Origin of the sequence: Methylobacterium sp. SD274 (assembly GCF_017355285.1) — a bacterium.
Taxonomy (GTDB): Bacteria; Pseudomonadota; Alphaproteobacteria; order Rhizobiales; family Beijerinckiaceae; genus Methylobacterium.
In genome coordinates this window covers 1-12,931 of the sequence record NZ_JADIJP010000019.1, presented here as the reverse complement: position 1 = coordinate 12,931, position 12,931 = coordinate 1, and the positions used below count along the sequence as shown (strand labels likewise).

The following is a 12,931-nucleotide window of genomic DNA, read 5'->3' as shown; positions in this document are numbered from 1 at the left end:
CTGAGGCGCGGCCGGTTCGGCCGCAGAACGCCCGCCTAGCGATCGAGGCGTTGGCGCCGCAATTGAAATGCGGCGCACAAAATTCCTAGATCATTTTCTCGCTGAGGTGCAGCCCGGGCAAGCGCTTAAATGGGAAAAGAACTCCGCCGCGGATGGCTGCGGCGAAGTCCTGTCGTGGTTCCGGGGCTGAGGGTCAGCCCTTGGCTTTGGCGATCTCGGCCTGAAGCTCCGGGACGATCTGGAACAGGTCGCCGACGAGGCCGTAATCCGCCACCTGGAAGATCGGCGCATCCTCGTCCTTGTTGATGGCGACGATGACCTTCGAATCCTTCATGCCGGCCAGATGCTGGATCGCGCCGGAGATGCCCACCGCCACGTAGAGGTCCGGCGCCACGACCTTGCCGGTCTGGCCGACCTGCCAGTCGTTCGGAGCGTAGCCCGCGTCGACGGCGGCACGCGAGGCACCCACGGCCGCGCCGAGAGCGTCGGCCAGCGGCTCGATGAGCTCCTTGAACTTGTCCGAGGAGCCGAGCGAGCGGCCACCCGAGACGATGATCTTGGCGGCGGCCAGTTCGGGCCGGTCGGACTGGGCGATCTCCTCGCCCTTGAAGGTGGATTTGGACGAAGCGGGCGCGCTCACCGTGACGGGCTCCACCGGAGCCGTCGATCCCCCGGCGGCAGCGGCCTTGAACGCCGCCATGCGGACCGTGATGACCTTCTTGCCCTCGGCGGCCTGGACGGTCTGGATCGCGTTGCCGGCATAGATCGGCCGGTCGAACGTGTCGGGCGAGATCACGCTCATGATGTCGGAGATCTGCGCCACGTCGAGAAGAGCGGCCACGCGCGGCAGCACGTTCTTTCCGGTGGTGGAGGCGGCGGCGATGATCATGTCGTAATCGCCAGCGAGAGAGACGATCAGCGCCGCCGTCGGTTCGGCCAGGGCGTGGTCGTAGGCGGCATCCTCGGCCAGCAGCACCTTCTCGACACCGTCGAGGGCGGCGGCGGCATCGGCTGCCGGGCGGCTCGCCGCACCGGCGACCAGGGCGTGGATCGGTCCGCCGATTTCCTTGGCGGCGGAGAGCGCCTTCAGGCTGGCGTCGCGCACGGCGCCGTTATCGTGCTCGATGAGGAGGAGAATGGCCATGCTATGCGTCGAACCTCATATGCGGTGCGGCCTGGCATCCGTCGCGGCGTCGCGCCGGACTGCGGCCGAGGATAAGGATTGTGGGCCGGCGCCGGCCATCCTGCGACGGCCGGAGCGCGGACGGAGCCTGAAGCTCAGATGACCGAGGCTTCGCCCTTCAGCTTCTGGACCAGTTCGGCCGCGGAGCCGACCTTGATGCCCGCCTTGCGTCCGGCCGGCTCGACGGTCTTCAGCACCTTGACCCGCGGCGTCACGTCGACGCCGAGCGCATCGGGGCTCAGCTCCTCGAGGGGCTTCTTCTTCGCCTTCATGATGTTGGGCAGCGACGCGTAGCGCGGCTCGTTCAGGCGCAGATCCGTGGTCACGATCGCCGGCAGGGCGAGGGTGACGGTCTGCAGGCCGCCATCGACCTCACGGGTGACGTCGATCGAACCCTCGCCGAACTCGAGCTTGAATGCGAATGTGCCCTGCGGCCAATCGAGCAGGGCGGCGAGCATCTGCCCGGTCTGGTTGGAATCGTCGTCGATGGCCTGCTTGCCAAGGATGACGAGGCCGGGGGCCTCCTTCTCCACGACGGCCTTCAGGATCTTGGCCACCGCCAGCGGCTCCACGAGCCCGTCGGTCTTCACCAGGATCGCCCGGTCGGCACCCATGGCCAGAGCCGTGCGCAAGGTCTCCTGCGCCTGCTGCGGACCGATGGACACGGCGACGATTTCGGTCGCCTTGCCCTTCTCCTTCAGACGGATCGCCTCTTCGACGGCGATCTCGTCGAACGGGTTCATCGACATCTTGACGTTGGCGAGTTCAACGCCCGAACCGTCGGCCTTGACGCGGATCTTGACGTTGTAGTCGACGACCCGCTTGACGGGCACCAGAACCTTCATGGCGGTCACAATCCTCCAATGATTTTCTTGGCAAGGGCCGGCGCAGCGCGCGAGGGGCCTTCGACGCGGTCGAAGGTCCGGGCACCCTCTTGGAATGAAGCGGCGGACCGTAACGGGGGGATTTCAGACTTGTCAACGCGTGCGACAGTCTAGCCCCGCGTCGAACACATGCGATCCGTAATTCACGCTCGCTTGTATGCGGTCTACCAGATTTCCCGCTTCAGCGGTTCTTGCCTGGAACCCAGAGCACGTCGTCGGCTCCATTGGCATTGGCCGTGCGGCTCGCCACGAAGAGGAAGTCCGACAGGCGGTTGAGGTATTGCAGCGCCTCGGGCGAAACGCGCTCGCCCTCCACGGCGGCGAGGGCCACCGTCAGGCGTTCGGCCCGGCGGCAGATCGTACGGGCGAGATGGAGCGCGGCTGAGGCCGCGGAACCGCCGGGCAATACGAAGGATTTCAGCGGCGACAGCTCGGCATTGAGCACGTCGATATCCGCCTCGATCCGCTTCACCTGGCTGGCGACGATACGCAGGGGCTCGTAGGCCGGCGGCTCGTCGCTTTCCGGGGTCGCGAGATCGGCCCCGAGGTCGAACAGGTCGTTCTGGATACGGCCGAGCATCGCGTCGAGGACGATATCGGCGTGGAGACGGACGAGGCCGATACACGCATTGGTCTCATCGACCGTCCCGTAGGCCTCGACCCGCAGATCCGCCTTGGAGCGACGTTCGCCATTGGCGAGCGCCGTGGAGCCCTTGTCGCCGGTGCGCGTGTAGATGCGGTTCAGGGTGACCAAGGGTTATCCGATCTCAGATCCGGGCGTCGGGCTCAGAACGTGTAGCCGATCTTGCCGCCGAAATTCGTCAGGCCGCGATTCTCGTGGCACAGGCCGGCATTCGACATGTGCTCGACGGTGGCCATGATGCTCCAATGCTCGGTCAGACGATAGCCGAGCGCCGCCGCTTCGCGGAAGAGCGGGTTGCAGCCCAGGGCGTTGAAGCCCGCCGGTGCGTTGGCCTTCAGGCCGGTATAACCGTTATGCGCGCCCGCGCCGAAGAAGCCTTCGAGGAAGACCCGGTTGTTCAGGGTCTGCGGGAAGAGGTCCACCGTCCAGGTCGCGCCGATATAGGCGAAGCTGGTGCGACCATCGAAATTGTAGCTGCCGCCCACGGTCGGGCGCGGCACGAAGGCCTGCCAGAACGGATCGAGGCTCACCACCGGCTTGGAGAACAGGATCTCGCCGTTGATGGCGTTGGTGTTCTTCTCGGCGCTGCCGGGATCCTGCACGGCCCCGCCGATGCGCACTTCGGACACGATGCTCAGCGGCTGGACAGGCGTGACGTAGGCCGCAGCGGGAGGCGGCGATCCGAGATCGGCGGCCTGGGCGGAACACACGACGGGCAGGGCGAGAATGCCGCCGACCAGGCGAGAGCAGATGGCTTGCATCGATGACGGATCCAAAGTGAACCCGACCTTCCTACCACGCAGGAATACGCTGGTGTCAGCCCGGACGATCAGTAATCCCGTCCCGATATCGTCTTAGACGAGAGGTGAGACCCAGCCGCCACACTCACCGAGATGTGATGATTGCTCAGGCGGAGCGCCACCAGACGACGCCCATGATGAAAATGATCGCCAAGAACTGGAGCAGTACGCGGAGGCGCATCAGCCGCTGAGACAGGTTGGCGCTGCCCCCACGCATCATGTTGATGAGACCGAGAAACAGCACGACGGCCACGGCAAGGCAGGCGACGAGGACCAGGGTGTTGGATGACATGGAGGCTCGCGCTCAGAACGGGGGGATGGAGCCCATATGGCTCTGCCGATCCCCTAGCCCATAGGGCAGGGGATCGCACCCGCGGAACGGGTGCGACCTTCAGTTTCGCCGGAGCAGGCGCTCGAAATAGTCGAGCTCTTCCCTGGGCCGACTCGGATCGCCGAGCTTGCGCCGCAGCTCCTCCATGATCCGGCGCGTACGCTGGACCGCGGATTCGTCGGCGGTCGGAACCTTGCCACGGCCGTCGGAGAGGTCGCGGCCCTTGGTCGGACGGCCGAGCGGATCGTCGTCACGATTGCCGGCCTGCCCCTGCTGGCTCGGGTTCTCGCCGCCCTCCTGCTCGCCCTCGCCTTCACCCTCGCCCTGGGCCATCTCCTCCATCTGCTTCTGCATGCCGTCCGCGCCGCGCTTGAGCCCATCGAGGGCGCGGCCCTGAGCGTCGACGGCATCGCCTTCCTTGCCCTCGCCGAGGGCGCTTTCGGCGTCGCGCATCGCCTCTTCGGCATCGGCGAGGCCTTCCTCGCCCTGCATCCCGAGCTCCTTCATCCGCTTCTGCAGATCTTCGAGACGCTGGCGCAAAGCCTGCTGGCGTTCGCCGGCGCCACCCTGGCCCTGATCGCCCTTCTGGCCTTTCTGACCCTGTTGCCCTTGCTGGCCCTGCTCTCCGCCCTGCTGGCCCTGGTCGCCATTCTGCTGCTGCCCCTGCTGGCCGCGCTGGGGCTTCTGGCCCTGCTTCTGCCCGGGCTGCTGGCCGCGCTTGTTCTGGCCGTCCTTGAAGGTCTCGTCGCGGAGCGCCTGCTGCTCGCGGGACATCTTGTCGAGTTCCTCGGCCTGCTTGCTCATCTCACGGCCATTCGGGTCGGATTTGGCTCCCGGCTCGGCGGTCTGGAGGTTCTCGAGGATGCTGCGCAGCTGTTCGAGCAGGCGTTGCGCCTCGGCGGTGTCGCCGCGCTTCATCGCCTCTTCCATGTCCTTCAGCATCTTGTTCAGATCGTCCGGGGTGACGGTCTTGGCGTTCTGCTGCGACTTGCCCTTCTCGCCCTGCTGCTGAGGCTGCTTCTGCTGGCGCTCGGCCATCTGCTTCATGAACTTGTCGAGGGCCTGTTTCAGGTCCTCCGTCAGCTTCTTGATTTCCTCGTCCGGCGCGTTGCGGTCGATGGCGTCCTTCAGCCTGTCCTGGGCAGCGCGCAGGCTCTTCTCCGCATCGGAGAGGTCGCCATCCTCGATCTTGAGCGCCATCTCCCACAGCAGGTCGGCCACCTCGATCAGGTTGTCGTCGGTCCGTGCCGCCTTGAGCCGGCGGGACGCGGTGCGCAGCCCGAGGAAGATCGAGGGCTGTGGCGTGAACTGATCCGGTGCGATCATCAGCGCGTCGAGGGCGGTCTGCACCCGGCGCCGGCTTTCGTCGGGAGCGGTGACGAGGCGCCGACGCTCCTCGGCCAGGGCGCGCGCCAGGGGCTCGCGGAACGGCCGGGCCGGCAGCGTGATCTCCGCCGTCTCGGTTCGCCCCTCCTGGCCGGCCTCGTCCTTCACCACGATGGTCAGCCGGACCCGCGCGCCCGACCAGGGATTGTCGGTGAGGTCCACGAGGGTCTTCGTATCGGTCTCGCCGCTCGCGTCCGAGGGCAAAGCGAGAGGCATCTTGGGCAGGGGCACCAGGGAGCGACCGCCTGTCAGGGGTTCGACGATCCCGTCGGCCGAAGCGATGCCGTAATCGTCCTTGGCGCGGTAGCTCAGATTGAAGGTGCCGCGCGCATTCACCTCCAGGGCGCCGACGCGCCGGACTTCCGGGGCGAGGTCCGGGATGGTCTCGACGATGAGATGCTGCTTGGGCGCCGAGCCCGCGGCGATGATGAGATCGGCGGTGCCGCCGACGAGCTGGAAACGGTCCTCACGAAGGTCGGGACGCGCTTCCTTGCCGGGGAGAGGCTTGAAACCCGCATTCGGCGTCAGCACGACATCGCCCTGGCCGGCGATGCGGACGATCAGCGTCGAGTTGACCGGTGCGCGCAGGCGCTGCTCTGTGCCGTTCATCGTGACGACGAGGGGCGGAAGCCTCGTATAGAGCGGCGGATCGATCCAGCCATCGACGCGAAAGTTCGGTCCCGGGCCGGCGGCCTCGTGCCAGTCGAACGCGCTTCCGATCCGTTGGCGCCATTCCGGGCCTGCGACGAACAGGCTGGCCAACGCCGCCACGACGAGGCCGGCGCGAAGGGCGAAGGGGTCGCGGCGCGGCATGCCCGGACGGGGCAGGCCGACGCTCAAGCGAGAGACGGCCTCGGCTGCGCGGCGCTGATGCAGCGCCCAAAGCGCCTGCGTCGCCGGGTCCGTCGTTCCGACGGCGAGGGTATCCTCGATGGCCGAGGCCGGATTGTGGGACGAAGCGCCGTGGGCGGCGTCACGGTCGAGGCGGGCCAGTGCCTCGCGGCGGCTCGGGCGCGATAGGCGGACCAGCGGCACCAGAGCGGCGAGGAAGGCGAGAGCGAAGGCGGCGAGTCCGGCGATACGCCAGAACGGCGACAGATCGAGCCAGAGCCCAAGCCACGAGGCCGCGAGGAAAGCCAGGACCACGGCAAGCGCTCGCCAGACGAGCGGCCAGGCACGTTCCCACAATCCGGCGGCCTGCGATTGCGACACGAGCCGATCGAGCCGGCTTCGGGCTGCTGGCGTCTTCGGCGCCGTCATCTCGGTCGCTTTGGAGGTCGTCGCGTCGGCCTCGTCCATTCTGTTTGGGCTCCCGAGGCGGGGAATGCTCCAGGCATCCCGCCATGTCAGCCTAGCATGGTGGCGGCGCGCGGCGATCGGGTCAAATCGGCCCACCCGCATCGCGGCTGCGCGGCCAAGCAGGTTCGCATTGGCGAGCCAACGCTTCACCTCGCTTAGGCCTTTGAAGTGTCGCAGGTTTCGGAACGCAAAACCGGTGACCACTTTTACTAAACCTGCTTAGTCCGACCGCAGCCAGTCGGGCACGCGGTCGAGGCCGATGAGGTCGTCGTAGGTCTGACGCGGCCGGACGATGGCGGCGCGGTCGCCACTCACCAGAACCTCTGGCACGAGGCGGCGCGTATTGTAGGTTCCGGCCTGGACAGCCCCGTAGGCGCCCGCCGTCATCACGGCGACGAGGTCGCCCGGTGCGACATCGGGGATATCCCGGGCCAGCGCGATATAGTCGCCGCTCTCACAGACCGGCCCGACCACGTCGGCGACGAGGCGGGGAGTGTCGGCACCGGGCTCGATGACCGGGCGAAGGGCGTGGTAGGCCTCGTAGAGCGTCGGGCGGATCAAATCGTTCATCGCCGCGTCGACGATGACGAAGGTCCGGCCCTCCGTGCGCTTCACGTAGAGGACGCGGGTCACGAGGATGCCGGCATTGCCGGCGATCATGCGGCCGATCTCGAAGACCGGGCGCAGGCCGAGGGGCCGGAAATGCGGGCGCAGGATATCCGCCAGGGCGGCGGGCTCCGGGGGAGGGGCGTTGTCCTCGCGATAGGGAATGCCGAGACCGCCGCCGAAATCGATGTGATGCAGGGGATGACCCTGCGCCATCAGGCTGCGCGCCAATTCGGCCAGGAGCCCGGCCGCATGGGCGAAGGGCGCGAGATCGGTGATCTGACTGCCGATATGCATATCGACGCCGGCCACGGCGATTCCCGGCAGGGACGCCGCGCGGGCATAGACGTCCGCCGCGCGCCCGATGGGGATGCCGAACTTGTTCTCGGATTTTCCGGTGGAGATCTTGGCATGGGTCCCGGCATCCACGTCCGGGTTGACCCGGACGGAGACCGGAGCAGTCGCCCCGAGAGAAGAGGCCACCTCGGACAGGGTTTCGAGCTCGGGCTCGCTCTCCACGTTGAAGCAGTAGATGCCGGAATGCAGGGCCGCTGCCATCTCCTCGCGGGTCTTGCCCACGCCGGAGAACACGATCCGCTGCGGATCGACGCCGGCGGCAAGCGCCCGCCGCAACTCTCCCTCGGAGACGATGTCCATCCCCGCCCCGAGACGGGCCAGGGTGGTGAGCACCGCCTGGTTGGAATTCGCCTTCATCGCATAGCAGACGAGGGCGTCGTCCCCGGCGAAGGCTTCGGCGAAGACGCGGTAATGCCGCTCAAGCGTCGCCGTGGAGTAGCAATAGAACGGCGTACCGATCTCGGCCGCGAGGCCCGTCAGGTCGACATCCTCAGCGGCCAGCCGGCCGTCACGATACTGGAAATGGTGCATGGCGGGCCTTGGGACGCGAATCCCGAAACGCGAACCTGACAGAAGACGGCACGCCCGACATAGCCCCGTCGGGACGGACGTCAGGCCCGCGTCATTCTAGAGGAGCGGATCGAGGATGAAGGGCTGTTTGGGGACGGTATAGCCGCGCTTGACGCCCCTCGAGGTCTGTACGGGAGCCTCGAAGATCGCCTGGGGCGTACCGGAAATCGCCGTGGGGTCGAGGTCGTCGCCATCGGCCACCGCGGTGGCATCCGCCACCGGCGACGCTCCGAGGCCGATCCCTGAGGATTGCACCGGTGCTCGCGTATCGGGGGCCTGCAGGGCACCGCGCCGGCCGCAGCCGGAACCGGCGAGGGCCACGCAGCCCACAGCGAGGAGCAACGTCAGTCGGGAACGAAACAACATCAACGCGGGTCCGGCACCTCAGGCGGCGGCATCATAGCCGCTGCCGCTCGCCGATGCGAGCGCAACGGCCACGCTTTGTGCAGCCTGAGGCCCGGAGGCCTCAGGGAAAGGGATCAAACCTTCGTGTCAGCCGGGCCGGTCAGCCGGGCTGGTCAGCCTTTCTTGCCGCCCGTCTTCTCGTAGGCGTCGATCGCACGGCGGCAATTCTCGGACAGCTTGGTCCAGTTGGTCTGGAAGCACTTGTCCACCGCCGGATCGTCGGGAGAGAGGTTCCCGCAATAGGTGAGGTAATCGCCGGTGCAATACTTCTTCAACGTCTCGTTGCCCCGCTTCGTCTGGGGAGCGGCTTGAGCGAAAGCCGCTGCCGACGAGAACACGGCCATGGTGGCGAGAGCGAGGGCAAGCGAAGTCGACTTGAATGCCATAGGGAACGAGATCCGTCTCAGACAGTGGAGATGTGACGAACCCGATGATGCCTATGCATGGTCGAAACAAGGCACGCCGGTGGTCATCCCATGAACAACGCGGCTTCTACGCCACAGCTTCCATGACCTGCAACAATCCTGTCAGGCTTCGGCGGCTGTTCACACCCGTTCGGCCTGTTTCAACGGAACAGGGCCGGCCTGCGCGCCGGGCATGGGGAAAACATCGACGGACGGAAGCCGGTTCTGCCTCAGCAGCGAATCCGCCACCTCGACGATACGCTGGCGAAGAACGGCGATCTCCTGGTCTTGCGGCACGTTAGCCTGCGCCGCCTTTGCCGCTCGCAGCGCCTCGCATTCCTCCAGAAGCGCTACGTAGCGGGCTTGGAGATCCGGCGCGGGTTCGTCGCTGGCGGCGTCTCCTTCCACGGTCTCCGACGATGCCACTGGGCTGCGTAGCGCATGGAGATCGTCGATGAGATCGCGATGGGCGTTCTCCAGGACTTCGAGCGTGGCGAGGCTGAGGGTTCCTTCCGCGCGAGCGGTGGCGAGGTCGCGTTCGACGCCGTCGAGGGTCGCTCTCGTGGATGCGAGGGTGGCATCCCGCTCCTCCACATTTCGAGCCAGTGCGGCGATCTCGAGGGTCCGCGCTCCGATGGCTGCCATATCCGAATGGCGGCTCGCGCGTGCGGCCTCCACCTTCCGCTCGAGACGGCGCTGGGTGACGGCGAAACGCGCGCGCAGGAAATCCTTTTCGGCGGCGATCTCGGAGGCGGAGAGGGGGACGAGCCCTTCGAGCCGACGCTTGGAGAGACGGATCGCCCGGGCGTTCACGGCCGGCAGGACCATGAGGGCGCAGAGGCTCGCCGCAAGGAAGCCGAGCGCGAAGATCATCACGGTTTCGATCACGCGGGCATGCTCTTCCTAAGCAGGTTTCGCAAAAGTGGTCACCGGTTCTGCGCCTTGAAACCTGCGAGATTTCAACGGTCTAAGCAGGCTCGCGTTGGCACGCCGCCGCGGGCTTGCATAGGCCAGATGCGCGAGCCGACAGACCTCAGCGTGAACGTCTTTAAACCATTTCCCCCGTGCGAGACCAATCCTTTGAACGGCTTGAGACAACCCACCGCCGACCGAGCCGGGCGGATCGGATCAGAACGGGTTCCAAGTCGGCTTCGACGTGAACTTGAGGTAGCCGACATTGATCCCGAGGCGCGCGCCGACACCGGTCCGGATCGGCACCACCACCATTCCGTCATTCGTGACGGCGGTCATCCCGAACCCGCCGATGAAATAGGCCGAGCCGTCGACCCCGGCAAAGCGCCGGTAGAGGCCGGAGACCGAGGGCATGTTGTAGAGGAGCATCATCGTGCGGTCGCCGTCGCCGCCGACATCGAACCCGATGGACGGTCCCTGCCAGTAGATCCGACGCTGCCCGGCATTGCGGGTATAGAGTGTGCCTTCGCCATAGCGGACGCCGCCCACGATGGCGCCGGAGGCTTCCTGCCCGAGGATGTAGCCGTTGGGCTCGCCCCAACGGCGGGTCGCCTCCTCGACGGTGAGGGCGAGGCCGCGCGACATGGAGCCGAAGAACTTATGCCCGTTATCCACGATCTCGGCCGGACGGAAACGGCCCGGGGGCGGCTCGTCGAAGGCCAGAGCCGGGGCGACGGACGCGGCGATCGACAGCGCGGCGGCTGCCACGCCGAGGCTCAGAACGCGCCGACGGGTGATGAGCGGCGAGGGCTCGGCGGATGCGGAGAGGGGATTCGAAGGATCTGTCATCCGGAGCTCCATGTTCGCCCATCAATGGTTCGACATCCGTCCCGATCACCCACATTCTGGCGAATGGGTTTATCCGGTCCGGGACGAGCGGAGAGACGAGCTTGCGTCGCGCCGAGTCGAGCATGAAGTACCGCATGATAGGGTTAACGCGGCGTAACTTCGGAGCGGTCGCGTTGGCGTCGTGCCTCGCCGCACCTCGAAGCGCCTCGGCGGGACAGGGGCTGATCGCCCTCAACGGTTTCGACGCGGTGAGCTACTTCCTCGACCCCGAAGGCCAGCCGGTCGCCGGCAAAGCGACCTACGAATGGGTCTGGAAGAACCGGACCTGGCGCTTTTCGAAGGCGAGCAATCTCGCGGCGTTCCGGGATGCGCCGTCGGTCTACGCACCGCGTCTCGGCGGCTACGATCCGATCGGGATCGTCGATGGCCGGATCGTCGATACGGACCCGCTGGTCTTCGCGATCCTGCCCGGTCCGACGGGGGATGCGCTCTACCTGTTCCGCAACCCGGAACATCGCGCGAAGGTAGTGGCGTCTCCCGCCATCATCGGGGTGGCGGAAGAGACGTGGCCGAGCCTGAAGTCGCTCACGGAGGACGGCGTGACCCGCTGACACGGACGCCCCGGTCAGGGCCGCGCGGTGTGCCCCTCCCGGATCGTATTCAGGTTGGGCCCCCGATCGGGCAGTCCGAGACGGCTGGTATAGCTCGGATCCCCAAGGGCTGCGAAAGGGCCGTTACGGTAGAAGATGCGGTAATGGCCATAGGTGATCTCGCGCCCCGAGGGCACGACGACCCTGCCGCCGGCCGTGGTCAGCACATGATCCCCGGCGGCCGTGTCCCACTCCATGGTCGGGCCGCAGCGGACATAGATATCGGCCTCGCCCGAGGCGATGAGGCAGAATTTCAGGGCCGAGGCCACACCCCGCCTCTGACCGATGGGAAGGCCGGCGAGACAGGCCTCCGTCTCGGTGTCGCCGTGGCGGCGGCTGACCAGGGCCACGAGCCCGTCCTCCGGTACTTTCCGGACCCGGATCGCATTCCGCCCCGTCGGTCGCCCGCGATGGATCACCGCCTCGAACGCGGTGACGCCGGCCCCCCAGACGCGGCCGATACCCGGACCGGCCACGGCCGAGGCCACAGGCCTGTTTCCTTCGATCAGGCAGATATTGACGCTGTAATCCGGGTTTCCCGCGAGAAAATCGCGCGTGCCGTCCAATGGATCGACCAGGAAGAACAGGTCGGCCGGCGGCAGGTCGTGGGTGGATTCCTCGGAAACGATCGGGATCGTTGGATAACGCTGCTTCAGTGCTTCGATGATCAGCTTTTCGGAGGCGATATCGGCGACGCTCGAAGGGGTCCCGTCCGGCTTGATCACGTGTGCGCAATCGCCACCATGATGTCGTCGGAGGATGTCGCCCGCTTCGCAGGCGATGTCGGTCAATGTCGTCGCGATGCTGTCGCGCATCCGCGGATCGAGGGGCATGGGAAAGTCTTGCCTTGCGAGCCGCGCCTTGTCGACTCTAGAGTCGGCTTCAAAGCGTCCCACGCACTCGTCGCGTCGCTTTTCAAAGCATGCTGTGCCGTCTATCGGTGCCGCACCCAGTCGGTTTCATCTCTCGGAGCCGACGGACCGGCCGCATCGGCGGCCCATTCATTGCCCTGTGCGGAGAGCACGATGACCCCCGTCGATCTCGATTCCCTCGATCTCTCCGCGCTGCTGTGCTCGCGCGTCTGCCACGATGTGATCAGCCCCGTCGGCGCCATCGTGAACGGGCTCGAAGTCCTGGAGGACGAGAGCGACACCTCGATGCGGGAATTCGCCCTCGAACTCATCAGCAAGAGCGCGAAACAGGCCTCGGCGCGGCTGCAATTCGCCCGCATCGCCTTCGGCGCCGCCGGATCGGCGGGCGCCTCGATCGACCTCGCGGATGCCGAGAAGGTCTCCCGCGGGATGTTCGGCGACGAGAAGACCCAGCTGACCTGGAGCGCGCCGCAGGCGCTCTATCCGAAGAACAAGGTCAAGCTCCTGCTCAACCTCGTGATGATCGCCACCACCACGATCCCGCGCGGCGGCCGCATCGACGTGGTGGTGAGCGGCGACGGCGAGGCTCCCTCCATCGTCATCAGGTCGAAGGGGTCGCATGCCCGCATCCCGGCGCATGTGGAGGATCTGATCGCGGGAACGCCGGAGAACGGCGCGGTGGACGCGCACAGCATCCTGCCGTTCTATGCGGGCCTCGTCGCGCGTGTCGCCGCGATGAACGTGCGCTTCGGGATCGAAGGCGACGAAGTGACGATCAGC

General features: G+C 66.6%; 14 protein-coding genes. 2 read left to right on the top strand and 12 right to left on the bottom strand.

All coding sequences use genetic code 11. The features are described 5' to 3' along the window. Window positions 1–193: 193 nt before the first annotated feature. From IPV08_RS16230 to IPV08_RS16180, 11 genes are all read right to left on the bottom strand, one after another. Window positions 194–1,144, bottom strand: coding sequence for an FAD-binding protein (locus tag IPV08_RS16230; protein ID WP_207412616.1), 951 nt, complete (start codon window positions 1,142–1,144; stop codon window positions 194–196). 134 nt (window positions 1,145–1,278) lie between these two features. After that, the gene (locus IPV08_RS16225; protein ID WP_056258098.1) at window positions 1,279–2,028 is read right to left on the bottom strand and encodes an electron transfer flavoprotein subunit beta/FixA family protein; all 750 of its coding nucleotides are present in this window, start codon (window positions 2,026–2,028) and stop codon (window positions 1,279–1,281) included. Window positions 2,029–2,248: 220 nt separating this feature from the next. Then, window positions 2,249–2,821, bottom strand: a complete 573-nt coding sequence (locus IPV08_RS16220) for a cob(I)yrinic acid a,c-diamide adenosyltransferase (protein WP_207412615.1) — start codon at window positions 2,819–2,821, stop codon at window positions 2,249–2,251. A gap of 32 nt (window positions 2,822–2,853) precedes the next feature. Next, entirely contained in the window at window positions 2,854–3,471 is a 618-nt protein-coding gene (locus IPV08_RS16215; protein WP_207412614.1) for an acyloxyacyl hydrolase, read from the bottom strand. A 145-nt stretch (window positions 3,472–3,616) separates the two neighbouring features. Continuing rightward, window positions 3,617–3,802: a twin transmembrane helix small protein gene (locus IPV08_RS16210; protein WP_056424872.1), complete on the bottom strand. Its 186-nt coding sequence runs from the start codon at window positions 3,800–3,802 to the stop codon at window positions 3,617–3,619. A 99-nt stretch (window positions 3,803–3,901) separates the two neighbouring features. After that, on the bottom strand, window positions 3,902–6,526 hold the full coding sequence (locus tag IPV08_RS16205) for a TIGR02302 family protein (RefSeq protein ID WP_246747995.1): 2,625 nt from the start codon (window positions 6,524–6,526) through the stop codon (window positions 3,902–3,904). A gap of 219 nt (window positions 6,527–6,745) precedes the next feature. Next, window positions 6,746–8,020 (bottom strand): diaminopimelate decarboxylase, encoded by a 1,275-nt coding sequence (lysA, locus tag IPV08_RS16200; protein ID WP_207412613.1) that lies wholly within the window; start codon window positions 8,018–8,020, stop codon window positions 6,746–6,748. 96 nt (window positions 8,021–8,116) lie between these two features. Then, window positions 8,117–8,425, bottom strand: a complete 309-nt coding sequence (locus IPV08_RS16195) for a hypothetical protein (protein ID WP_056424881.1) — start codon at window positions 8,423–8,425, stop codon at window positions 8,117–8,119. A 152-nt stretch (window positions 8,426–8,577) separates the two neighbouring features. Next, complete coding sequence (locus IPV08_RS16190) at window positions 8,578–8,850, bottom strand: hypothetical protein (RefSeq protein WP_056424884.1); 273 nt, start codon at window positions 8,848–8,850, stop codon at window positions 8,578–8,580. Window positions 8,851–9,009: 159 nt separating this feature from the next. After that, window positions 9,010–9,756, bottom strand: a complete 747-nt coding sequence (locus IPV08_RS16185) for a hypothetical protein (RefSeq protein WP_207412612.1) — start codon at window positions 9,754–9,756, stop codon at window positions 9,010–9,012. 240 nt (window positions 9,757–9,996) lie between these two features. Then, complete coding sequence (locus tag IPV08_RS16180; protein WP_207412611.1) at window positions 9,997–10,641, bottom strand: DUF1134 domain-containing protein; 645 nt, start codon at window positions 10,639–10,641, stop codon at window positions 9,997–9,999. 161 nt (window positions 10,642–10,802) lie between these two features. On the opposite strand from IPV08_RS16180, the gene IPV08_RS16175 reads away from it, so the two are divergent. Further along, the gene (locus IPV08_RS16175) at window positions 10,803–11,240 is read left to right on the top strand and encodes a YHS domain-containing (seleno)protein (RefSeq protein ID WP_246747994.1); all 438 of its coding nucleotides are present in this window, start codon (window positions 10,803–10,805) and stop codon (window positions 11,238–11,240) included. 14 nt (window positions 11,241–11,254) lie between these two features. On the opposite strand, the gene IPV08_RS16170 is transcribed toward IPV08_RS16175, so the two are convergent. Further along, window positions 11,255–12,112, bottom strand: a complete 858-nt coding sequence (locus IPV08_RS16170; protein ID WP_056424893.1) for a 3'(2'),5'-bisphosphate nucleotidase CysQ — start codon at window positions 12,110–12,112, stop codon at window positions 11,255–11,257. 192 nt (window positions 12,113–12,304) lie between these two features. Between IPV08_RS16170 and IPV08_RS16165 the strand changes: the two genes are divergently transcribed. Beyond that, a partial coding sequence (locus IPV08_RS16165) for a histidine phosphotransferase family protein (RefSeq protein WP_207412610.1) occupies window positions 12,305–12,931 on the top strand: 627 nt, incomplete at its 3' end.

Excerpts from the sequence above, each read along its gene's own strand:
- IPV08_RS16230 (WP_207412616.1), bottom strand. The coding sequence starts at position 1,144 with ATGGCCATTCTCCTCCTCATCGAGCACGATAACGGCGCCGTGCGCGAC.
- IPV08_RS16225 (WP_056258098.1), bottom strand. The coding sequence starts at position 2,028 with ATGAAGGTTCTGGTGCCCGTCAAGCGGGTCGTCGACTACAACGTCAAG.
- IPV08_RS16215 (WP_207412614.1), bottom strand. The coding sequence starts at position 3,471 with ATGCAAGCCATCTGCTCTCGCCTGGTCGGCGGCATTCTCGCCCTGCCC.
- IPV08_RS16210 (WP_056424872.1), bottom strand. The coding sequence starts at position 3,802 with ATGTCATCCAACACCCTGGTCCTCGTCGCCTGCCTTGCCGTGGCCGTC.
- IPV08_RS16205 (WP_246747995.1), bottom strand. The coding sequence starts at position 6,526 with ATGGACGAGGCCGACGCGACGACCTCCAAAGCGACCGAGATGACGGCG.
- lysA (WP_207412613.1), bottom strand. The coding sequence starts at position 8,020 with ATGCACCATTTCCAGTATCGTGACGGCCGGCTGGCCGCTGAGGATGTC.
- IPV08_RS16195 (WP_056424881.1), bottom strand. The coding sequence starts at position 8,425 with ATGTTGTTTCGTTCCCGACTGACGTTGCTCCTCGCTGTGGGCTGCGTG.
- IPV08_RS16190 (WP_056424884.1), bottom strand. The coding sequence starts at position 8,850 with ATGGCATTCAAGTCGACTTCGCTTGCCCTCGCTCTCGCCACCATGGCC.
- IPV08_RS16180 (WP_207412611.1), bottom strand. The coding sequence starts at position 10,641 with ATGGAGCTCCGGATGACAGATCCTTCGAATCCCCTCTCCGCATCCGCC.
- IPV08_RS16170 (WP_056424893.1), bottom strand. The coding sequence starts at position 12,112 with ATGCCCCTCGATCCGCGGATGCGCGACAGCATCGCGACGACATTGACC.